This window comes from Flavobacterium sp. PL11 (genome assembly GCF_035985025.1).
Taxonomy (GTDB): Bacteria; Bacteroidota; Bacteroidia; order Flavobacteriales; family Flavobacteriaceae; genus Flavobacterium.
This window is the reverse complement of sequence record NZ_JAXCIA010000001.1, coordinates 80,822-105,556: the sequence shown is the minus strand read 5'-3', so window position 1 is coordinate 105,556 and position 24,735 is coordinate 80,822. Positions and strand designations below refer to the sequence as shown.

The following is a 24,735-nucleotide window of genomic DNA, read 5'->3' as shown; positions in this document are numbered from 1 at the left end:
AATCATTGATCTATAATGCATTCGATTTCATTGCTGATTTAGATTTCAAAATAATCAATCATTTTTTTAAAAAATCACACAAAAAGTTTGTGCAAACTAAAATTTATTATAAATTTGCACTCGCTTAGCAACAATACTGGTCTATGGTGTAATGGTAACACAACTGTTTTTGGTGCAGTCTTTCTAGGTTCGAGTCCTAGTAGACCAACTGGTATTATTAAAAAACCCCGCAAACATTACGTTTGCGGGGTTTTTCGTTTTCTATGAAGTATATTTAATCATATAATATCTCAATGTCATTCTATAAATTTATTCAATCTTATGATTTAAAGTATACTTAAACATTGTAGCCGTTCAATTTAATAAGAAACCTACATATTTATTTGCTTCAATTTAAATATCTATTGTCTTTTTTTTTTTATTAAAAATCCTGTCAGAGTAGTCAACTTTTTCACTTATAATTATTGAAAGTGGATTTGTGGTTAGTAAATATTGTAATAGAGCTAGAAGCTGCATATTTCATATCTCATTATATCTGTGGATCAAAGTCTTAAATGAAATCTTACTATATAAGATGTAAAAGTTGTGCCTCTTTCCATTTCTAATTAGTTATAAATTATTGATTAAGAAGAAATTTGGTAGGTATTGCATGATCATAATATCATGCTATTTTTTCATCTAAAAATAAACTTTAGCTCAATTATTTTATGGTCGGTAATACTATTTAAGTAATTTAAAACGACAATTTTAATATTAATGTCAATGTTTTTAGTGGCTGAAATCTTTGAGACAAATTTTATAAATCAAACTAAAAATTCTATTTGACACTTTTACTGCTTCCTAATTAATTTTACAAAGTACAATTCAACAATATATTTGATAACTCATTTTTAAAGATTTATTGACCCTATATTTTGATTTTAATGTTAGTAATAAATTTTATTACTAGAAAAAATTGAATCAATGCTTGTGATAAATGCTGATCACGGGTAGTCAGGTTGTTGAAGTAGCTGTAACGGCGTATGTCCTTTCTACCCATTCGGGCATGCATACAAAGCTTACGTTTCCACTGTTCAAGGGGAGTCAGTTACACAATAATTGTCCAAGCATCGATCAATTTTTAGAAATCAAAATTTTATTTAATTTACATGTTATCCAATAGAATTTTCGATCAACAAATTTTTTAATAAAATAGTTGTATTCTTTAAGTGGAAATAAAAGATGAGATAAATGTGAAATTTTAAACAAAGTAGCCATGAGCACGCAGTCATTTAATACTACAGAAAATGAATTCAAAAACTTTATTATCGATAAATAGCAGCCATGTTTAATGGCAAATACAGTTTTTAGAATGGAAAAATACCAGCTAAAAATTTATGATAACATAAAGTCAGATGATATTATTACACCAATACTTGCAAATGTTGAAAAATATCTAAATAGTTATGACTGTGATTCTAAAATTTTTGAATCATTAATCTTTTGTTTTAAAAATGATAGTTTTGATACTGAAATAGAGTTTTAAAAAGCGTTATAGGATTTTCTACAAAAACTATATCAAAAAGATAATAAAAAATGGGATCCAAGTGTGAGTCAAAATCTGAATGATCTAAACTTTAGTTTTAGTTTAAAGGGCAAAGCTTTTTATATGATTAGCTTACACCCAAAAAGTTATAGATTAGCTCGGAAGGCGCCATACTGTACCGTGGTATTCAACTTGCATTTACAGTTTGAAAAACTTAGAGAGGTGGGAAAATACCATTCAGTTAGAAACCGAATAAGAATGCGCGATCAAGAATTACAAAGCAGTATTAATTCTGTTTTAAGAGGTTTTGGCGAGCAAAGCGAGTCAAAACAGATTGGTGGACGACAAATTGAAAATAATTGGAACTGCTCTTTCCACTAAAAGAAAGAATCCGCTTAATAGTAAGTTAGCAAGGTAATTATACTTTTAAATTTTGAATTATACCGTATAAAGATTTTACTGGAAATAGATAGTAAGAACGCTGACATCGCGACAAGGACTATAAATTTATTGAGCTCTTAATAGCTAAAAACGAACGGTAATTTATTTTTTTTCAATATGTAGAACTATAACAAAGAACCTAAAAAAAATCAATAATTTTTTAATTTTAAATTCAGCTGCACTAATGCTGAGGTACATATTTCATTTAAAACTGTAATTTCTGTTTTTATTTTATCATCATTCGGATTTAATTTAATTTGCTTTTCAATTTTATTTACACATTCTACTGCTTTGCTCATACCTAATAAATTTAACGATGATTTAAACTTATGAATCTCATTTTTTAGGATCATAATCTCATCATTTTTACTTGACTGTAAAATTATATTAAGTGATTCTGGAGTATTAGTTATAAACATGGTTATCATCTTTTTTATAAAAGTATCATCGTCTGCGGAGAATTTTTTTAAGTATTCTAAATCAAATAATTTCAGAGCTTGCTCTTCTTCGCTTTGCATTTCTGTGGTGTCTAAATTATATAAATCATTGTTTATGAGATGAATGTATAGTTTATCAAGTAATATATCAAAGTTAAATGGTTTAGATAAATAATCATTCATACCTACTTCAATGCATTTTTCTTCTTCTCCCATTGTGGCGTGAGCTGTTAAGGCTATGATAGGAATCAATGATTTTTGCCCCATTTCTGATCTAATATATTTTGTAAGTTCTATACCATCCATTTCAGGCATTTGAATGTCCATCAAAATAATGTCGTAGGAGTTCTCTTTTATTTTATCTATTGCTATCTTGCCATTAGCAGCAATATCAATTTCTTTATTCCATTTTTCAAAAACCTTTATTGTTAAAAGTTGATTTAGCTCATTGTCTTCCACTAAAAGTATCTTCTTGGTTTTAAGAAAATCAGCAGATCTAATAGGATTCAAATTTAATTTTTGTTTTTTATTTCTATTTTTCAAATTTTTATACTCTAAAGAAAATGAAAATTCACTTCCTTCAGAAACAGAACTTTTAACGTCTATTGATCCACCTTGCAATTCTATAAGTTTCTTAGTGATAGTTAATCCAAGGCCAGTACCTCCATATTTTCTTGTGGTTTCATTTGAAGCCTGATTAAAACTATCAAATATTGAAGCTAATTTATTTTTTGGAATTCCAATTCCTGAATCTATTACAGAAAAGTTTAATGAAGAAATTAAATCTGTTTTGAATACTTGAGTAACTACTAGTTCAACATAACCTTTTTCAGTAAATTTAATAGCATTACCGATTAAGTTAATTAAAACTTGATATAGTTTTACGGCATCTCCTAAAAGAAAATCATTAATTTTAGGATCAATTTGATATAAAAGTTTAATTTTTTTATCTTTAGCGCTTTGAGTTAATAACTGTATTATAGTTTTAATTGTTTCACTTATCGAGAAGCTAATTTCTTCAAATGTCATTTTATTAGCTTCAATTTTAGAAAAATCTAAAATATCATTTATAATATTCATTAGATTAATACTGGCTATTTTTATAGCTTCAACACTTTGTTTTTGATTATCGTCTAAGATGGTGTTCTCTAAAATTTTAGCAAACCCAATGATCCCATTCATAGGAGTTCGAATCTCGTGACTCATATTCGTTAAAAACTGTTCTTTGATAATAACAGCTTGTTCCGCTAATTCTTTAGCTTTTATAAGTTCTGATTCGATATGTTTTTGCTCACTTATGTCTTGAATAGTACCAAGAATCTTAGTGGGTCTATCTTTTTCATCATATAAACATTTAATATATTGGTTTATAAATTTAACGGTTCCTTTTTTAGTGGTTACCGCATGATTAAATTGTATTTCTAATTGTGAGCTTTTAGTCATTTTTAAATAGTTTTCAAATAATGACAAATCTTCGGCAGTATTAAAAAAAGATTTAAAAAAATCAACCGATGTATTTATTTCATTTTCTACTTCAAAAATGGAATAAAATTGATCAGAAAAATAAGCTGAATTATCGTTTAAATTTATCTCCCAACTGGCAATTTTAGCTAATTTTTGAGCTTCAATTAGCCGGTTAGAATTAATTTTTAACGCCAATTCAGTGATTTTTCGGGATTGTAAATTTTTGTGCAGTTTTAAAGTATTTCTTATACTTTGCGAAACACCATCAGGAGTTAACAATGTTTTTGGGATATAATCAAAAGCACCATTGAGTATCGCTTGACTAGCTATTTTTTCATCACCTTGCGAGGTTACAAATATCACCGGAGTATCTATATCTAAATCTATAATCTTTTTTAAAAAAGAAATGCCGTCAGTATCAGGCATCATATAATCTAAAAATATTAAATCATATTGAAACGATTTGATTTTTTCAATTCCTTCTTTTGCAGAAAATATACTATCGACTTCTGCCTTAATGCCAGATTGTAATATAGATCGGCTAATAGTTATGCTGTCAATTTTGTCATCATCTATTATTAATATTTTTAAATCTACGCCCATTTGCACTCTAATTTTAACTTAAGATTCAATAATATTCCAATAATCATTCAACACATTTAAGCAGTGTAATAAATCTTTTTCTTCAAATGAAGTAACAATATATCCCGCAACATTCAATTTAAGGATGTCAGTCTTGTTCTTTTGATTGTGAGAATTTGTTAGTACAAAAATCAGCATAGATTTTAAATTAGAATTATTACGAATTGCCGTTATTAACTGTATACCATCCTTTGATATCCTATTAATATCAATTAACATAATCCTTGGTACAGGATTAATTTTATTATTTCCATCAAGCATCAACCAAGCCTTTGCCGTACTATTTACTGAAATTAATTTATGTTTAAAATTAATTTCTTTGAAAGATTTATCAATACTTTCAATAATAGTTTCTCTATCATCAATTAATAAGATACTTGTATTTATCATAACAAACCAATTAAACTATTTACATTTCACATAATTGCCAAAAATTTTTAAGAGTTCCTACTGAGTGCAAAAACTTTTCAAATGACAAGGGCTTCAAAATATATCCAGCGACATTCAAATTATAGGCATTTATTTTGTCACTATCTTCATTTGAAGTGGTCATAACAAAAACGGATATATTTTTAAATGTTTCATCTTCTCTAATAATTTTTAGAAACTCAATTCCATTCATTTTTGGCATATTAATGTCTAAAATAATGATTTTTGGTAACGGAATTATCTGCTTTTCAAGCATTTCTAAAGCTTCGACGCCGTTATTAGCTACAAAAAGTGGACTCGTAATATTATTTTTAGAGAACGCTCTTTTTACGTTCATAATATCCACTTCGTCATCTTCAACCAATAAAATATTTAATATTTTTTGATTCATAATTTAATTGTTTAGAGTTATTTTTTTAGGCCAATTAATTGTAAAAATGGAGCCAGTTTCTAATCCTAGCGAATATTGAATTGATCCACCAACCAATTTTAGAATTTTTTTACTAAGCGCTAATCCTGCACCAGTGCTATTGACAATATCTTTAGAATTTACAGTATAAAAAATCGTGAAAATTCTTTCTACGAGTTCATTTGGTATTCCAGGTCCATTATCAGCAATTTCTATAATATAATCACTTTTATTTTCTATAATAGAAATAGCTACTTTGGTTTCTTTCTTGTCAGTAAACTGAATGGCGTTGTCAATAACGCTCAGAATTACTTTTTTTAATTTAGTGCCTAAGGTAAAACAGGTTCTATTTTCGATATTAGGTGTGATCCTAAATTCTACATTAGAATTAATATCTAATAATTGAATCGTATTTTCAATCATTTTTATTATATCAATCTCGTAAAATTCTAATTCCATTCTGTCTATACGAGATAAATCTAATAAAGAGTTCATCATGTTTTCTAAACGATTGACTCTGTTTCTTAATAATACAAGATTTGACAACATATCTTGATTCAATCCTTTGTCAAAATCTTCCTCAATCCAAGTCGTTAAATTTGATATTGCTCTCATAGGAGATTTTATGTCATGAGAAACAATATAAATAAAATCGTCAAATTCTTTTTTTAATTCCCCTAGCTCACTTTGACATTTTAGTTCTGAGTCTTTCATGTTTAATTTATTTAAGGATAGTAAAGATAAAACTACATCCTTGATCTTCTTGTGATTGTATAGAAATTGTACCTCCCTTTTCTTCAATAATTTTTTTAACGATAGATAAGCCAACGCCTGTGCTCTCTTTTATATCTCTTGCTGTAATAGTTTGAAATATTTTAAAAACCTTTTCATGATAATCTTGGCTTATTCCAAGACCATTATCCTTAATAATAAATTTATGAAAGGTAGAAAACTCTTCATAAATACATTCAATTTTCCCAATTATTTTATTATTGTACTTTACTGAATTGCTAATCAAGTTACTAAAAATTTGCTCTAATAAAATTCGCTCTGAATATATTTTTGGAAAATTATTTCCAACAACAGTTTCAAATCCTGTTTTTGGTACGATAAAATCTATAATTTCATTGAGCATGACTTTTAAATCTATTTCTTCTTTTTTAATTTCAATTCTACCAATTCGCGAATATTCTAAAACTCCATTAATCAGATTTTCCATTCGAAGCACTCTTCCTCTCAGTAAATCAAAATTTGAACTTACTTCTTTAGGCATATCAGGCATATCTTCTACAATCCATTCTGATAAATTATTGATCGCTCTTAAAGGTGCTTTTAAATCATGAGATACAACATAAGCAAATTCATCTAAAGCTTTATTAGTTTTCTCAAGTCTTAGCAAAGTAGCTATTAATTTTTTTTCTGCATTTTTTTGATCAGTAATATCAGCACCAATTGAAATATATTGATAAGGTCTATTATTTTGATCTAAAAATGGGACGATGGTTGTCTTCTCCCAATAAGTGGATCCATCTTTAGCTAAATTGCGTAATTCCCCTTTCCAAACTTTTCCATTAAAAATTGTTGATAAAATATCTTTTGCTGATTCTTTATCCAGTAACCCGAGAACGCTACGCTGATCTTTACCTATTAGCTCATCTTTGCGATATTTAGAAATGGTACTAAAGTTATCGTTAGTATATGTTATTAATCCTTTTTTATCAATAATAGAAACAATAGTGGATTCATCAAGAGCTGATTTAATATCAGTAATTTCCTTGGATTTTAGAATAATTTCTTGCTCAGCAATTGTGATTTCTGTAACATCTTGTATTACTCCCTTGATCTCTATTACATTTCCCTTTTCATCTTTGAAAGGCTGTCCGATTTCTGTAATATATTTAATCTTCTTATTTGGAAAAACAATTCTGTAGTTTGTTTTAAAATTATCACCAGTTTTTAATGCAATTATATTTGTTTCATTTAATTTTTTAATATCATCTCTATGAATACGTGATCTAAATGCTTTATACAATTCATTAGGAGGAAGTTTTTCCATTTCGAATATTGCGTACTGACCGTTAGACCAAATAAGATCATTATTTTTAACATCAAATTTCCAACTTCCAATTTTCGCAATATTTTGCGATTCTTCTAATAAATTATTTGTATTTATTAAATGCTCTTCAGCCTCTTTTTCTTTAGTTATATCTCTTGCTATACTATATAGATTGCCTGTAATTGGATCTGGAGATGTATTCCAGCTAAGCGTTATGTAGTCACCATTTTTACATCGAAATCTATTTTCAAAACTTAAAGTTACTTCTCCTGCAGCAAGTTTTGCTGCTACTTTGTAAGATGAGGCTATATCATCAGTATGAACAAAATCAGTAAAATGAAAACCTTCTAATTCATCAGTATCATAACCTAAAACATTTGAAAACGCAGGGTTTACTTTAAGAAAGAATCCATTTAAGTTTGCAATACAAACTAAATCTTGAGATAGATCAATAAAATTTTGTAATTCCAGCTGGGATTTACGTAATGTTTCTTGTTTTGTTCTATATTTTAGTAAAGTAACAACCTGATCTGCTAATATAGTTAAGGCCTTTTTTTGATTCTCATTTAATATTCTAGGCTTCGTATCAATTACGCATAATGAACCCATATTTAGGCCCTCTTTAGTACGTAATGGAGCACCTGCATAAAATCTAACTTCTGGCCCTGCAGTAACTAGCGGGTGATCATGAAATAAATCGTTCTCTCTAGTATCCGTAACCTCATAAATAGCATCACCCATTATAGTGTATTGGCAAAAAGATAAATCTCTTGAAGTTTCTGAGATGTCTAAACCTATTTTTGACTTAAACCACTGTCTGTTTTCATCAATTAAACTCACTAAAGCTATAGGCGTTTCGCAAATATAAGAAGCTAATTTTGTGATAGAATCATATTCCTTCTCCGCTAAAGTATCTAATATGGAATATTCTTTTAATTTTTCTATTCTTTGACTCTCATTATCGGGTTGAGGTAATGTTTTCATTTAAAACAGTATTTGACTTTAAAATAATATTAATTCAAAAACGTATAAAAAATATTAGTTTAAGTATTGCTTACTCACAATAATTACATCTATTTTTTTTATAGAATTTAAGAAAGTTCAAGTACTAGCAAAAATAGATTTATTTTTGAATTAAGAAGATATTTAACCTATTTAAATCATATTTCTTTAAATATAATTCTTTGTTTATAGTGCTTATTTTTAATAAAAATTCAAGCTATACATCACTAATATTGTTAAGTACATAGACAATAAATATAAACCATATTTTTCTTATAAATCACTTTACATATTTTAAATAGATTTAAAATGTATTTAAACTGAAATGCCATACTATTTTTAAATTTTTTACTGTAAAGGTATTTTATAAAATTTACAATCAAAGTAGTGAGCATTTTTAATAATTCTTTTGAATTAATCTATTCTTAAACTTGTTGATTTTCTGATTATAACAGACATCAAATTTCCCAATAAAGCTATTTTAAATAGTTACATTGATTAATGAACTATTAAAGCAAGGGTTAGGAAGATTTTTATTTTATTAGAAAATTATTAGTGATATGCTCGCTAGTCTATATAAATGATCAGTTAGTATTGTCAAAGATAAATAAGTCATATCTGATTATATACTATTTTACAACGATAGAATTTATTTTATATCTTAATACGTAAGTGAAAAATGGTTGTCAGTTTAATGATGGTTACGCTATTACTAGTTAAAAGGAAATTCATTATCAATGAACGTTAACACACTATTGATATAAAAATCCTTTTGCATTATTGTTTCATTTAATTTATAAAGATCAATCCATCTGGTATTTTTCCAGTACCTATGGTGCTAACAATCGCAAAAGTCTTCATGTCAATCACTTCAATTTTATTAGCGTTTGAATTGGAAACAAATGCATATTTGCCACTAGGGTGCATAATAATAGTGACGGGTCGGGGCGTATGATACAGAATTCTTTCTAACAATTCCTTTTTACCTGGAATTCTAATTATTTTTACTTGCTGTCTGGTCTCTCGGTTCAACACCGCAATTGTTCCATCATTTCCATTAGGTACCAAACAATATTTTCCGTCTATTGAAAATACTAAATTTAATGGCTCATCATCAGATTTAAGGGTTTCTATCACTTCATTAGTTGAAGTGGCAATAATGCTAATTGAATTTTTATCTTTATTGGCCACCCAAATTTCATTTCCATCGGGAGTTATCACAATACCGCCACTTCCCGCTCCACAAGCTATTATTTTTATAACCTTATTTAAAGTAAGATCAATAACACTGACCGTACCAGAATCTTGATTGGTAATATAAGTTAATGGTTTAGTAGGGTGCATTATAGCAAAATGACTCGATTTTTGTTGAGTAGCTATTTTATTTTCAATCAATTCTGAATCGAGATTGACTACTAAAAATTCATTAGTATTTCTACTGACTATACCAATTTTATTAAAATCTGTCAAGGCTAAAACGCCATCTGCATCTATATTTGTTTGATTGAACTTTATGGTTTTTTCAATTTTATTAGTTTGTGTATTAATGATAGTTAGGTTTATATCTTGATTTTTAAAGCTATCGTAATTTGCTACCACAATTTTATCTCGATCTTTTAACTTAGCTACTTGATGAGACTCTATATTTATTGGAATTTCTGCAATTTTCTTTCCTTTATACAAATCAAATACGGTAATGTCTTTACTTAACTTATTTACTATATATAATTTTCCAAATGTTTGGATTGTATATGATGGTTTTCTAATATAATACCTTAACCCTATTAATAATAATATAAGGCTTATGGATATAAAAAATAAGAATTTTAGTAGTTTACTATATGATATCATAAAAAGCCTATATTAAAATTAAAGCAATTCTTATCGAATTTATTAAATAGCTCTCTTAGAACGTTCCCAATTGACCGATTGTGATTTTTTTAAATATCTAATAAATCCTAATACTACAGATAGATTCATTATAAAAAAATAATAAGGAATGAATAAAATTTTTATACTAGTTTGTCTGTTTTCTAAAAACCAACCTAATAATGCTGATGCATAAAACAATAATTGTAACCAAAATAACATTGAATATAAACCAAACGACAAAACACCTTCATTAAAGGCAATTATAGTTAATAATGGAATTAAAATAACTAAGCTTAAAGGTGTTAAACTCCAGCGTAAAACTCTATGTGAAATATATTGAAACGATAGTGTACCATATTTAAATATATTAAGTAACGCCCTCAACCGAACAATAGACTGAATTCCTCCCGCTGAAATTCTTATTTTGCGCTTTAATTCTTCTTTTACATTTACTGATGCAGTTTCTATAGCATAAGCTTCTGGATCGTATTGTATGACATAGCCATCTTGAGCCACACGTAAGGATATTATAAAATCATCTAAAATCGTGTCTTTTTCAACGTGTCGATATAAATCAGTTCGAATAGCAAATAATTCACCAGCTGCTCCTACTACTGAGTAAAGTTCGGCATCCCATTTTTTTAATGTTGATTCATATTTCCAATAGAGACCTTCTCCAGCTCCTGAGGCAACGTCACTTTCTTTATCTACAATTCGCTTCTCACCAGAAACGCAACCTACTTTTGAATTTCCAAATAAAGTAACAATTCTTCTAATCGATTCTTTTCCAAGATTAGTATTCGCATCGCTAAAAATAACAATAGGTGTTTTTACAAATGCCATACCTCGATTCATTGCCCCTATTTTGCCATTTCGTTCCTGTAAATGATAAACTTTAGTATTATGATACCCTTTCAGTAAATCAGGTGTTCCATCATTTGAACCGTCAGTTACCCAAACAATATTTAATTTTTCTTTAGGATACTCAAGAGCTAATGAATTCTTCATTTTTTCAGCAACATAATTCTTTTCATTATAAGCTGCTATAAATAAAGTTACTTCAGGCTCGTAAGTTAAATCTAGCTCCAATTTTTTCCCTATTTTTAAAAATCGACGTAATTTAATAATTATGAAAAGAAGAATTCCATATCCTATGTAAGTGTAAAAAATTATGAATAAGAGAATCCAAAAAATAATTTTTAAAACTGCCATACTATTTTATTTTTTTTAAGATTGGATTGGTAATATTATTTTTATTTAACTCACGATAATTAACAGTAAAAAATAGATTATTGACAAGCGAAATATTATATAATGCCTTGACAGAGCTATTACGATTATTTATCAATGATATTTTAAAACAGGTTGCATTTTTACAAGCAATCTAAACGATTAATGATTGTTACACTATTTGATAGTTTATTTAATAATGTAATCAAGTTTAATATACCTTTATATTTTTATGGATTTACATCCCCTTAACTAAACCTAAACGCAGTACTTTTTTTAATAAATTATTACAGCTTAAGGTATTTTTAAAATTAACCAATAAGGTATTTTTTCATTTAAAACTTTTAATCACTTTAGCAGGGATTCCTGCAGCGAGGGAAAAAGGAGGAATATCTTTTGTCACAACAGCTCCGGCAGCAATTGTTGATCCTTCCCCTATTGTAACTCCTTTTAATATAATTGCTCTAGTGGCTAACCACACATTATCCCCTATTGTAATAGGAGTTGCAATGACCTTAGCATCTCGATCTTCAACCCCATGAAAATCACTATCCATGATAATTACGCCAGGAGCAATTTGCACGTTCTTACCAATTTTTACTTCAAAACGAGCTGATATAATGGTTCCAACATTGATGAATGTATTGTCGCCAATCATTAATTTTCCTTTTCCTCCAGCTGAAAGCTGCGTTGTTTGAATATGCGACCAAACTTTGACTCTGTCACCTAAAATTATTTCCCCATTTGCTTCGATTTCAGGAATTCCTCTAACGGTACAAAAGCGACCAGTTTTACAATTTCTTAAAAACCATTTACCTAAAATGACTCTCCAAAATATTGCGCTAATTCTGTTACATATCAATAGTGTAGGATTTCTTAGAGGCGAGGCCTCTTTCAATTTGATATATTCATTCTTTAATTGAATCAATGCACTCATAATTAATTTGTATTTTCGTTTTCATCATTGCTATGAGGGGTATGTACAAAGGTTTTAGTTGCACCTCGCATTCTAAATAAAGTAATAAAAATCCCAAAGAAAGCTTTAGGTAAATGCATTAATGCATACATCATTTTTAAAGAATAAAACTTACTTGGTATTGAAATTATAAAAGACAATATATTGGCAATAAAAAGTCCTGTCCATATATAAAAATAGAGATCTGGACTAACGAAATATGCTATTATTGCCGTGATAAATAAAAAGCCTGGTAAGATTAACCTTGGTGGCAATATCATTTGAAACGCTTTATCAAAATAATCTATATTTCCCTTGGTAATTAGATGCCAAAAAGCTGTCAAAAAGTCCCTTTTAAAATAGTAGTATTGTGCTGATATCCATCTGCTTCTTTGATTATTAAATACTTTAGCTTCACTCACTTTTTCATCGTAGCAAAGGGCATCGTCTCTATATTCAAATTTATATCCTTGCTTTAGTAATCGTAATTCTATTTCTTTATCCTCAGCAACGGAATCTATTTCTTTCATTGTATTTTTAAATAATAAATAAGAAATTGCCATTCCAGAGCCTGCTAGTCGAGAGGATAATCCTATGGCCCTATGGCCTTTACTGTAAATATTATTATTAATTTCTTCACTAATAGCGTCTAGCATCGCAAAACCATTTATATTTTTAGCTGCTCTATGTCCTTGTACTACTTGATAACCAGCATTAAACGATTCATTCATTTTGGTAATAAAATCAGGTGCTAATATGTTATCAGCATCCATGATTAAGGCTATATCATAGACATTATCAGGCAATTCTGCCATTGTTTTATTTAGTGCTTTTGCTTTAGTGCTTTTATCAAATGAGACCACATTTACCTGTATGGGTAATAAACTTAAATCATTTAAAGTTTTTTGTTGCAGTGAATCGGCTATAACGATAACATCAAACCATTCAGAAGGATAATCTTGAACCAAAGCTCTTTTAGCCACATTATAAATAACAGCATCTTCCTTATAAGCGGGTATAAAGATGACAAATTTATTTAAATCGTTTTTAGTCGCTTTCTTTATTTTATAAGGTATTTGCCCTAAAACAGCATATATAAACAAAAATAAAACGGATAGTCCTAGGTAAACAAGCAGTAGGATATGTACTATTTTTAATGCAATCATAGTTTTGAATTGTTATTGAGATTATAATTGCTAATATTCCACGCCACGCCTTTATATAGAGCCACTAAATGCTCCATGTTAAATAAATATTTTAACGTATTTTTAGGCAAAGAAACTAAGAAAAAATAGATAATAGCAAGAAAAAATTGGATTCCATGACTATTTCTGCGTAAAAAAAGCACTCTATTTCTATTTAAATAATAAGTTTTTAAAGGGCTGTTTTTACCAGTAGAAATAGACTCCTTATGTAAAATAGTTGAATTAGGCTGATAGTAAATGGTATAACCTGCATTTTTCACTCTTTCTGCAAAATCATATTCTTCATAATACAAAAAGTAACCTTCATATAATAAGCCTACTTCTTCTAATACCTTTCTGCTCATCATCATACAAGCTCCATGAGGATAAAATGTTTCTTTAATTTGATTATATTGGCCCATATCTATGCTTTTATCTCCATCAGATCCTGCTCTGGAAGTAATAGAATTCATCGATGATGTTCCTGCGTATTGTATGGTATTGTTTTCGTAAAAATAAAGAATTTTAGGACTTACAATTCCAATGCTTGTATCTGCTTGCAGTAAGTCAACTAAGCTTTCTAAAAAATCTGGCTTAACCTCTGTATCATTATTTAACAACAAAATATATTCTCCTTGTGCCTTCCTTAAAGCAATATTATTCCCTCCAGCAAACCCTAGATTTTTTTCGCTTATAAGTAATTGAACTTCTGGATATTTCTCCTTAATAATAGCTGGAGAAGTAGTAGGAGAAGCATTATCTACCACAAATACTTCAATATTTGGGTAGGTGATTTTTTGTAGTGAGGCTAACATTTCACAAGTAACATCAGGCTGATCATAATTTATGCTTACAATAGAAACCAAGGGTTTATGTAATTTTGTATACATAATTAGTAATTTGATTATTATATATTAATTCTTGTTTGCTTTTTAAACTAAATTGCCTGGCAATCTATTTATTTCTAATAGCTAATTATAGATCTTTTATAGACATTACTGATACATTTTAGTATTTATTATAGCTCTATAAATCGCTAATACATTGTTTTCCCAGGAATGACTTTGTGCAAATTCTTTTCTTTCTTGTGAAAGTGTAGCAGTATTTTCTTCTAGCGCTTTTTCAATTAAGGTTATATATTCTTCTTTAGATGAGGCTAAATAAACGTGATCTTGAAACATTTCCATAGCTTTCGTTTTAGTGGCAATTACGGGCTTTCCCATGGCTAAATATTCGTCTATTTTTCTGGGGTAGTTGCCTATTGTCAAGTTGTTGACTAATTGCGGGTTCATAGTTATGTCAAATCCTTTTATATAGGAAGGTAACTCTGAGCCGTCTTTACTTCCCAAAAAATGAATATTAGAAAGATCATGTAAGCTAGAGTTTTTAAATTCTTGATCTTCTGGACCCACAAGCACAATATTCCAATCCTTTCTTTGGATGGCCATATAAGCTAGCAACTCAATATCGAGTCTAATGCTTACAAGTGATCCTACATAGCCTATTATAGGCGAAGCAATATCCTTAAACTCTATAGGGATTTGTATAGTATTGTTCTCATCACTAAAAAGTGATACATCACAACCCTGACCTACCATTACACTATTAGCATTATATTTTCTAGCATGATCTGCATAAAAATCAGAGTTAGTGACAACTAAGTCCGCTTGTTTTATAATTTCAGGTTCTAGGCGTTCCCCGTGCTTTTTAAAGTAAGCTTCATTGACTAGAAAGTCACGCATGTAATAAACATCAATTTTAGGTTTTAAATAGTGCTTTAAATGAAGTCCTAAAAACATAGAACTATCATTAAATAAGATAAAATCTTTAAAATCTAAGCGGCTAATGGCCGTTTTTATATCATTTGAAAGAATACGAGAATTTCTCTTATTTAAAATTTTAAATAGGCTGTGATTGGGCAACCAATTTATAGATTCATGAATACTTTTTGGATACAAATTCCATAGGTTAGATTCAATTTCATATAAATCTTCTTCTAAACCTTCTTTTATTTTGATCCTTTTTTGAACCTTTTCACTATTTCTATTATTCTTTATTGTAGCTCTGTTTAATGGAGGATTAACATAAAGAACACGATTTTTCTTGGCGAATTCTAATGCAATATTTTTACAATTACTTCCTATTTCAATATCCCAAGCCTGAACAGCTATGATGACAATATCTTTCCCTTCTATCATGGTGATCTATTTTTTTATTTTAGTTTTTAGGATAGTGGCCTTATAAAGTTCTAAATATTCTTGAGCCATATTTTTCCAAGAAAAATTTTTACTCCTTTTCAGTCCTTTTTCACAAAGTGAATTTCTATAGGCTTCATTACTTAATAAGGTTATCAATCCTTGAGTGATTTCTTGAGGGGAATGTGGATCTATAATATGTGCTGCATCTCCAGCAATTTCTGGCATAGATGAGGTGTTAGAGGTAATTACAGCTACATTACAGGACATAGCTTCAAGCATAGGTATGCCAAAACTTTCGCGAAGCGAAGGATATAAAAAGACATCACATTGTGTATAAATTGCTGGTAAATCGCTGTTATTTACATAGCCTGTTAATACAATATGATTGATTAATTCAGGATCTTCAATCTCAATTAAAAGTTTATGCAATTCATTTTTATCATAGTCTAGCATAACTAGTTTGTGTCTATAATTAGTTTGCCTTAAAAAATCTGAATAGGCTTTTAATACTCCTTTGGTATTTTTTTTTGGATCAGTATTACCTAAAAAAAAGAAAAATTGATCAGGTAATTTGTATTTTAATTTTATTCGTTGTAGTTCAGCTACATCAGTAATAGGTTTAAAATGTATACTTACCCCATTATAAATGGCATCTAGTTTAAGACTGTCTTTTAATTTAAAAAAATCAGCTATTCTTTTTTTCTCAAAATGAGAAACTGTAATCACTTTTTGACTTCTCTTTAAAACACTTGGAATTATAAATTTTCTATATACATTGCCAAATTTTTGATATAAACTAGAGCTGCTTTTTAGAATTTGCAAATAACTATTTTCCATGTAAATAATATCATGAATAATAGTGATTAGGGGCACTGAAGTAAACAGAGGTGCTGTGTTACTTGTGCAATGCAACACATCACAACCATACTTTTTCACAGCCCTAGGTAATGCTATTTGTTCCCATAAAGGATAAAAACCACCTTTTAATTCAATGATTTTAAAGTTAGCAGTCTCTTGTAAAACGGAGCGATCTTCATCTGGTTTTACAAAAATATAATAGTCATTCTTACGATCTATTTGCTGAAGGTTTTTGATAAGTTCTAGCGCAACCATATCCATACCGTGTTTCTTATTGCGAAAAAGTCTTTGTCCTTCAATACCTATTATCATAAAATTAATGTTATTATGGATTGCTTTAAAAAAGTAAGTTATGGTATACTTCTAGTTTAAATTTTAATTAATCTCTTTTTAAAATTGATATTGCTATCACTGCGTATGCTACTTTATTTTAGAATCACTTTTTTTTACGAATGCCGTATGTTTAGTATGAATAAAGGTTTTATTAGCCCCTTTGATATTTAACAATGACATAAACATGATAAATATACCCGTAGGCAAGTGTAAAAGAGCACGCAAGGTATGTAAATTGTAAAATGATTTAGGTATGGAAAATACAAATGAAAGGATACAACTAAGTAATATTATAATCCATGAAATAGAGTAAACTATTTGATTATTGAAATAGTAATTCAGTATTAAAAATACAAAACTAAAAACTAGCACCGCTGCTAAAAGTATACTGCGTGGAGGTTGTAAAAATTGAATTGCTTTGTCAAAATAATCAATATTTCCTTTTAGTACTAATTGCTTGCAAGCATTCACTATATCTTTTCTAAGATAATGAACTTGAGCACTCAGCCATCGGCGACGTTGATTGCTAAACACTTCTATTTTTTGTATTTTCTCATCATATATTAGGGCATCATCTAAGTACATAATTTTATGTCCTTCATACAACATCTTAAGCTCAATTTCCTTATCGAAACCACCTACCGCAGTAACAGTAGACATCATTGTTTTAAAATAATCATATCTAAAAGCCATCCCCGAACCAATTATTGCCGATGAAAGTCCCAAAACGCGATGACCTTTTCTAAAAATATTATTATTTATTTCTTCACTTGCCGCATCAAGTATAGCCCATGAATTATTCATGTTTTTTGCAGTACGATGACCTTGCACAGCCATAGGGTGGGTTTCAAAAACAGCATTCATTTTTTTTAAAAAATCCGTAGCCATTATATTGTCAGCATCTAAAACAACTGCAATGTCATAACTAGTTTCTAGGGAATTCATAGCCATATTAAGCGCCTTTGATTTTGTGCTTTTTTCAAATTTTACTTTAATAACCACAATAGCCATATGGTTTAATGCTATAATTGTTTCACTTTTTAAAGAATCGGCAATGATAATAACATCATATAATTCAGCTGGATAATCTTGCATTAATGCATTATGGGCAACTTCAATAATTACTTCATCCTCTTTATAAGCAGGAATAAGAACTGCTATTTTTTTATAATTACCATGATCTTTATATTTCTTTTGTCTGTAAAACAAGCTTGCAAATGAAAAAACTAAGATGTACAAGGTAGCTAAGCCTAAAAAAATTAATAAAATGGTTTGAACAATATTTAGTAGTAGCATGATGTAATCGTTTCTTGAATAAAAATCTTTATAAATGTGCTTTTATTTTATTTCTCATCTTCAAAGCATATTTTCTAAGGAAGGGCAAGTGTTTACCGCTTTTTAAATTATAGATAAATGATTCCGACTCGAAAATCATTTCAAAATTAGCTGTACAAAGTACAGGTTTTTTACTAATTCTATTTATTTCAAGAGCCTGATTGTAGTCGCTTTCAATAAATAAAACGTACGGTTTAGACATATAAGCCTTAGCTTTATGATCCCCGTGATTATTAGCTCGTTGTCTGGCTTCCATAGTAGGTAAATCTAGCATCACTAAATCATTATATTTAATATGATTAGCTAGAAGCCACGTTTCAGTTTCTTTCCGATATTTTTCTAAGCGAGAAGTAACAATAGTACCTATTTTACTTCCAGGAATAAATAAAGGAGGTGCATTTAATAGAAAGTCAATATATTTTTCTCCATCGTCATTTTGATGCGGTAGTGGATCTGCACAAAGCACCCCATCAATATCAAAACAAGCTTTTTCTAAAGTAGTATGATTTAGAATATTCCATTGAAAATAACGAGGTAAAGGAACTGTTTCAAAGCAATAATCTGCCAATTTTTCTTTTCCAGGGATCACATATATAGCACAATATTTTATGTTAAATTGGTTGGTAAGGTGCTTTAACTTGTCTTGTACTTCGATCATTGCAGATCCTGATGCGATACTATCATCTACAACTAAAATATTTTTAAAAGTAGAAATGTCAAAAAACTGTCCTCTAGCGCCCGCTTTATAAATATGCCCATTGATAAAGGAATCAATATCAGTATACGGTTTATTAAGGTATAGTGCTAGTAAATTAGCGGGAAGCATACCACTTCTTGGCACACCCACAATTAAGTCAAAATCACGCGGAAGGATACTTAGTTTTTGGAGTATGATATTATTTAAATCTTTGACGTTGCGATAGTACATAGTAATGTTTTATATAAGTAGTAAATTAGTTAATCATGCTAATATTAATTAATAAATTTATGTTGCAGTTTACTCACAGGCTCAGTAGCTTCATTATCTAGTACAGCGGTATTTGATATAATGGCCATGCCAGCATAAAATAATAAGGCTGTAGGCATTTGTCCTAAAATTGCATTTCCATACGATGCAACCATAATACCCGCCATTCCAGCAATGAGCGCGGAGATTCTTAATTTTAAATCTGGATCTCGAATTCTGAACATCACTTGGAAAGAAGCTTTTCCCATTACATAAAAAAGGATACCTAAATGAAGTACCAATCCAACTATACCTAATTCAGCCCAGATTTGAACATACCAGCTATCCGTGGCAACATTAGATAAAAAAGCATTTGGCAAAAAGCGTTTTGCCTTATCGCCAGCATGACCTAAACCACCTCCAAAGGGTCTAGTAGCTAAATAAGTTTTAAAGAGTTTTTGATTGTCAAGCCTAACATGTAGCGATGCATCATTAGGGTCAAAGGCAGTACGCATACGCCTTATTTGATCGTTGCCATTAGCAATAGTTGTATATTTAAAAAACACAAATACTATGGCTAAAATAAAAACACCAAAGGCTAATACTTTTAAGTTTCTGCGTAAAACAAAAAATGTCATAAAGCCCACAAGTGGAACACTAATTGCGCCTCTTGTTCCAGAAATCATCATGCCGTATATACCAAATAATCCCACAAGTATAAAGAAAACTTTTGCAAATCCCCTTTTACTCATGGAATAGATAATGGCTACAACGGCTGAAAATCCTTGATTAGCACCAAACTGTCCCGCATCACTAAAAAATGAAAATACACGTAATTTGCCAAAGAGCACATGAGTTTGAGCTGCACCGTCATCCAGCCAGGCTTGCTCAGCTGCGTCAACTCCTATATATAATTGAACAATTCCCTTTAAGGTACCAATAATCGTAAAAACTCCCCAAACATACAGGAGGGTATCTAATTTTCTACCCGTATTGATAAACAGTAAAGTAAGGACCACAAAGAAAAAGAAATAAAAGCCTATTCCTCTTCCAGTAATCCACGCTTCCACACTTTGAGCCTCTGGATTTACAAGTTGTAAAAGGCAATATCCTAACCACAACGCTGCTAATATAGTAATGTCTTTATTTGCTGGAGACCAATCTACACGATCCCTAAACCTCGAAAAAATTAATGCTAATAGAGTTAACAGTAGTATTCCATCAATACCAAAACCTAATGGCAAACCAACGATATAACGATTTAAGCCCAGCAATATGAAATTTAAACCTATAGCCGTGTAATAACCAATAATAGGATTTTGAAACAATAGATACAGAAATATTAAACCAAATAGCAGAGCAAATACCAAACCGGCTCCCATAATTTGCATTTTGGCAAGTAATAAAGCAATTAGAGTGACAACAGTTAGTAATATAACAATAGCTTTAGTATTCGCCAAGATGGACGAACCTGTTAATTTTTCAAAAGGATTAGTATCAGAACTGTTTATATTCAATTTTTTTTATTTGCTAATTTTATGTGATGGTAAATAACGATTGTGTGTGGCTTTATGAAATAGATTTTCATAAAAGTAAAATCCATTCCTAAAAATAGCTTTATACGATAATTTAAAATTTTTATTGAGAAAATACATCCCCATCCATATACCAATAGCCGTAAATAGTATAGAAGCTACTGCAACTAGTAGTAAGGACTTAAATATAAAAATGGCGATAAAATCTCCAATAACATTAGCTACAACCATTACAAATACCTTAATAGCGTTTATTTGAGGTTTGTTAATACTGTCTAAAGCTATTCCTGTCATTCTATCAATAGGCAGTAACAAGCCGTATATGGCAAATACTCTAACGATATCGACCACATTAAATCCAGTTATAGGATCAGTTTTTAAATATTGCTGTCCAGAAAGCAGAAACACTAAAAATTCTGCAAATACAAATGTTACCACACTAATACCAATAAATAAATAGGTGAGTGCTCCTGAATACGTATAAAATAAATCCTTAACCTCATCTACTTTTCCTAAGACACTTGCTTTGGACATTTTTGGAAAAGCAGTAGCTACAAAGCTGCGTAAAGGTATTTGTTGTAGCTCAGTGAGTTTTAAGGGAATGCTATATAAGGCAACAGCTGCACTACCCATGGGACTTAAACTGATTATCAGCGTGTCAGCGCTGCGTAATAAATTAGATCCTACTAAGGTAAAAGTGGTATATTTCCCAAAATGTAGTAAGGTTTTATTAGTTGCTACATCAGCCTTTGTGATATATGTACTTCCATCCCATTTTAGTATCAAAGTGATTACTGAGGTAAGACCATTGATAATAAGTAGTGCAATAATTAACTGATTTAATGTTAATTCAAAAAACAAAAAGTTACTCAAAATCACCAAAAAAAACAAACTACTATTGATAAATTTTACTATTAACATCTTACCATATTGTTGATCTGCTTGTAATAAAACTAAAGCATTATTCCACGGAAGATTTAAAAAAGCTAATATAGGGTACCACTTAAAAAACAGGTAAAATCCTGAACTTTGTATTGCCTCTGAAAAAAGGAGATTACATAAAATAAGAATAAGGGCAATGCCTATTGTTGCCACAAGACCTATTAAGGCATTACTGCCAATTAATTTTATTCTATCAGGAGCCTCAGCTCCTGATAGGAATCTAATTAAACCTGTATTTGTAATTCCAAAACGGAACATTTCTACAAAAGAGCCTGCTGTAATAAACAAAACCCACTCGCCAAAAACAGTTATCGATAAATTTCTGGCTAATAACGCAAAACCACCAATGCCTAAAATGGCAATGATTATGTTTCCAGATAATGACAGAAAATTATCCTCTCGCAGTAATTTTTTTAAAATTTTCATGAAGAGTAATTAGATTTGGTTTTTAGAGAAAAATTGAAACTCAAACATGGATTTAATTTTTTTTCTAAAAGCAGTTCGCTTTTTAGGAAGATCTCCTAAGATTGACTCAGTCTCATTTATATCTACACCGTTCAATATAAATTTGATCTTATCCCGTGAGAGTGTCGAAATGGCTTCTATTGCTGCTTGATCAGCCTCGGTCCAAACTCTATTTGCACGACAAACAAGAATACCTAGATCCGCAGTAGCAAGTAAGTGTGATGGAGAATTATTGTATAGTAAAGCAGGTAACTCAATGATCACAAAATCAGGTTTGTGATTTAAACTAAGGGTAGTAGTGGCTACTAAATCCTTGTAATTGGTAGATTCATAAAATGACTGATTTAAGGTATAGGTACTGTAATCTTGTGGATCTAAATAGGTTGAAATAGGAGCTAAAAAAGAATTTTTTAAATCTACTCTTGGATCTGAGTAACCAAGAATTTTATGTATCATCGGAAATTTTCGTTGCTTTATTTGCTCTTGTTGTACGGTGTGCTCTTGTAACAATAAAACTTTTTTACCTTCCTGTTTTAAAGTTTTAGCTAGATTACCAGCAACAACTGATTTGCCCTCGCTATGTTGCGTGCTAAAAATTACAATTGTTTTTACTAATTGCTCTGCTGGGTTATAATTAAGAAATAAACCTATTTTTTGTGCAATGATTTCAAGCAATCTCTTTTGAATATAATTTAAATTGTAATCTCCAGGGTTTAATACAATTTTAGGAATAATACCTAGTGGGGAAAGTCCTAATTTTTTAGTTGCTCGCTCTACATTTTTTAGTGTATCATCAAAATATTCCATTATCAGTATAATTGCTATGGTCATAATGCCGCCTAGAAAAGCTGCTATAACAATAAGCAATCCTCTCTTAGTTGGATTTGCTGATAATGGATAATAGGGTGGGTCAACGGCTTTTAAGTTTGAGGACATTTGATTGTCTTGAACCTTTAGTTTTGCCTGATTTAATCCATGTAAAAGCTCAAGATATCCTTGTTCTGATACTGAAATTTCACGTTCAATTCGTTTAATTGTGGCGCCCGCTGGTGCATACATAGCATATTGATCTTCAAATCTTCTGCTCTGTTGATCCATTACATTAATTTTAGCTTTCAAATTTTCTGCTTCAACAACATTAGTCATCCAGTCTGGTAATACTTTGCTTAATGGTACTCCATCTGTGGAATTTTGATAGCTATAAATGTCATCAACACTTTTTTTAATGTCCTCTGCTAAAGTTTCTTTTTGTTTTCTTAATGAATTCAGTTTAGTGAGTAATTCCTCATTTTTATTAGATTGTAAATTTGCTTCGCTTACCGCAATTTTATAGTTAATATCGCCTAGTAATTTCTTTTTTTCTAAAACGATATTATTTTCTTTTTGTATGTATTCTTGTATTCTTAATTTTTCTTCTAATCGCTTAACAGACGCCTCTGTTCCAGCTAATTGTGCTTTTTTATCATTGTATTCAACCCCCATTTCTTCCTTTACCACAGCAACTGCTTTACTCTGCTCGTAATAATTGATGATATTATAGGATTTATTAAATTGTAGCAGCTTTTCTTCAGCAAGCTTTAAGTCAGTACTGGCTTTATTTAACTGCTCTTCAAAGTATTTAACAACATCATCAGACCTATTTTCTTTTATGGTTTTATAATTTTTAATACAGATTTCATTAAAAATAAGAAGGGTTTGCTGGCAAATTCCTGGATCGTTTACCGTATACGTTAATTTAATTAAATCACTACTGTTTATTCTAACTGCTTGTATAGTAGATAAAGCTTTTAGTGAGTAATGATCGTCACCTTCATAATTTAATAATTCATAAATGTAATTATCATTACTACTGCGCATGATTTGTAAGAGCCTTTCTACTGTTTTTTCATACTGATATGGATTAATAGCAGCAGGAATTGCATTACTCAAAGGCATAACATTATTGTCTACCTTACTAATTGGGGTTTTTTTTATGTAAGTGTATAGAGCAGTTGGCACCTTTGACTTAATTTCATCGTAATGTTTCTTAGAAATATATTTAGGGTCAGCAGCTGGCAATAGTAAGTGTGTGGCTAGCAATCTGACAGCTACTTCCTCTTGTGTTTCTCTAGAGTTTACAATATTAATTAAATTGTCAAAATCAGTATTTGTTGCAAAATAATTAAAGGTTTTCTCCATCTCAATACTAGAACCAGAGGCAAGACCAGTGTATAATATGGTCTGGGAAGTATACTTTAAACTTGGTTTGCTAGTTAATAGTAAAACTAAAACAGCTAAAAGTAAGGGAACTACAATTAAAAGAGTTAAATGCTTTAAAAGCAGTCTGATAAAATCAATTATTTTCATATATGTTGGTTACTGATTTATAAGGGTATATGCAATACCTTTATTTTCAATGTTTGCTTAAATTTATAATTTGTAATTCGAAAAAATAGCGGCAGCATGGCGTGCTAAAAGCTCAAGGCTATAGGTGGCAT

Annotated in this window: 17 protein-coding genes, 1 tRNA gene and 1 pseudogene; 2 read left to right on the top strand and 17 right to left on the bottom strand. The window is 29.9% G+C overall.

Translation table 11 applies throughout. The annotated features are described in order from the left end of the window. Positions 1 to 137 precede the first annotated feature (137 nt). Both RCH18_RS00385 and gntA read left to right on the top strand, forming a co-directional pair. Positions 138 to 208: transfer RNA gene (locus RCH18_RS00385), tRNA-Gln, on the top strand. Positions 209 to 1,330: 1,122 nt separating this feature from the next. Further along, a pseudogene (gene gntA, locus RCH18_RS00380) lies at positions 1,331 to 1,906 on the top strand (guanitoxin biosynthesis heme-dependent pre-guanitoxin N-hydroxylase GntA). 209 nt (positions 1,907 to 2,115) lie between these two features. Here the strand turns inward: gntA and RCH18_RS00375 are convergent. The 17 genes from RCH18_RS00375 to RCH18_RS00295 form a co-directional block, all read right to left on the bottom strand. Continuing rightward, on the bottom strand, positions 2,116 to 4,470 hold the full coding sequence (locus RCH18_RS00375) for a response regulator (RefSeq protein ID WP_326934774.1): 2,355 nt from the start codon (positions 4,468 to 4,470) through the stop codon (positions 2,116 to 2,118). 18 nt (positions 4,471 to 4,488) lie between these two features. After that, positions 4,489 to 4,899 carry a response regulator gene (locus RCH18_RS00370; RefSeq protein ID WP_326934773.1) on the bottom strand — a complete coding sequence of 137 codons (411 nt, stop codon included), beginning with the start codon at positions 4,897 to 4,899 and terminating at the stop codon, positions 4,489 to 4,491. 19 nt (positions 4,900 to 4,918) lie between these two features. Next, positions 4,919 to 5,329, bottom strand: a complete 411-nt coding sequence (locus RCH18_RS00365; protein ID WP_326934772.1) for a response regulator — start codon at positions 5,327 to 5,329, stop codon at positions 4,919 to 4,921. A 3-nt stretch (positions 5,330 to 5,332) separates the two neighbouring features. After that, a complete protein-coding gene (locus RCH18_RS00360) occupies positions 5,333 to 6,061 on the bottom strand; it encodes a sensor histidine kinase (protein WP_326934771.1) in 729 nt (242 codons plus the stop codon). Between the two features lie 7 nt (positions 6,062 to 6,068). After that, positions 6,069 to 8,387 carry a PAS domain S-box protein gene (locus RCH18_RS00355; protein ID WP_326934770.1) on the bottom strand — a complete coding sequence of 773 codons (2,319 nt, stop codon included), beginning with the start codon at positions 8,385 to 8,387 and terminating at the stop codon, positions 6,069 to 6,071. An 807-nt stretch (positions 8,388 to 9,194) separates the two neighbouring features. Then, positions 9,195 to 10,256: a YncE family protein gene (locus tag RCH18_RS00350; protein WP_326934769.1), complete on the bottom strand. Its 1,062-nt coding sequence runs from the start codon at positions 10,254 to 10,256 to the stop codon at positions 9,195 to 9,197. 42 nt (positions 10,257 to 10,298) lie between these two features. Then, positions 10,299 to 11,366, bottom strand: coding sequence for a glycosyltransferase family 2 protein (locus tag RCH18_RS00345; RefSeq protein ID WP_326934768.1), 1,068 nt, complete (start codon positions 11,364 to 11,366; stop codon positions 10,299 to 10,301). Positions 11,367 to 11,838: 472 nt separating this feature from the next. After that, entirely contained in the window at positions 11,839 to 12,444 is a 606-nt protein-coding gene (locus RCH18_RS00340; protein WP_326934767.1) for an acyltransferase, read from the bottom strand. 2 nt (positions 12,445 to 12,446) lie between these two features. After that, entirely contained in the window at positions 12,447 to 13,628 is a 1,182-nt protein-coding gene (locus tag RCH18_RS00335; protein WP_326934766.1) for a glycosyltransferase, read from the bottom strand. Continuing rightward, positions 13,625 to 14,536 carry a glycosyltransferase family 2 protein gene (locus RCH18_RS00330; RefSeq protein ID WP_326934765.1) on the bottom strand — a complete coding sequence of 304 codons (912 nt, stop codon included), beginning with the start codon at positions 14,534 to 14,536 and terminating at the stop codon, positions 13,625 to 13,627. The genes RCH18_RS00335 and RCH18_RS00330 overlap by 4 nt, the downstream gene beginning before the upstream one ends. A 105-nt stretch (positions 14,537 to 14,641) precedes the next feature. Beyond that, complete coding sequence (locus RCH18_RS00325; protein WP_326934764.1) at positions 14,642 to 15,844, bottom strand: glycosyltransferase; 1,203 nt, start codon at positions 15,842 to 15,844, stop codon at positions 14,642 to 14,644. Positions 15,845 to 15,850: 6 nt separating this feature from the next. Continuing rightward, a complete protein-coding gene (locus RCH18_RS00320; protein WP_326934763.1) occupies positions 15,851 to 17,014 on the bottom strand; it encodes a glycosyltransferase family 4 protein in 1,164 nt (387 codons plus the stop codon). Between the two features lie 108 nt (positions 17,015 to 17,122). Beyond that, the gene (locus RCH18_RS00315) at positions 17,123 to 18,331 is read right to left on the bottom strand and encodes a glycosyltransferase (RefSeq protein WP_326934762.1); all 1,209 of its coding nucleotides are present in this window, start codon (positions 18,329 to 18,331) and stop codon (positions 17,123 to 17,125) included. Positions 18,332 to 18,359: 28 nt separating this feature from the next. Next, positions 18,360 to 19,298, bottom strand: a complete 939-nt coding sequence (locus tag RCH18_RS00310) for a phosphoribosyltransferase (RefSeq protein WP_326934761.1) — start codon at positions 19,296 to 19,298, stop codon at positions 18,360 to 18,362. Between the two features lie 44 nt (positions 19,299 to 19,342). Further along, entirely contained in the window at positions 19,343 to 20,833 is a 1,491-nt protein-coding gene (locus RCH18_RS00305) for an O-antigen ligase family protein (protein ID WP_326934760.1), read from the bottom strand. 6 nt (positions 20,834 to 20,839) lie between these two features. Beyond that, on the bottom strand, positions 20,840 to 22,219 hold the full coding sequence (locus tag RCH18_RS00300; protein WP_326934759.1) for a lipopolysaccharide biosynthesis protein: 1,380 nt from the start codon (positions 22,217 to 22,219) through the stop codon (positions 20,840 to 20,842). Positions 22,220 to 22,228: 9 nt separating this feature from the next. Continuing rightward, the gene (locus RCH18_RS00295; RefSeq protein ID WP_326934758.1) at positions 22,229 to 24,604 is read right to left on the bottom strand and encodes an exopolysaccharide transport family protein; all 2,376 of its coding nucleotides are present in this window, start codon (positions 24,602 to 24,604) and stop codon (positions 22,229 to 22,231) included. Positions 24,605 to 24,735: the final 131 nt, after the last annotated feature.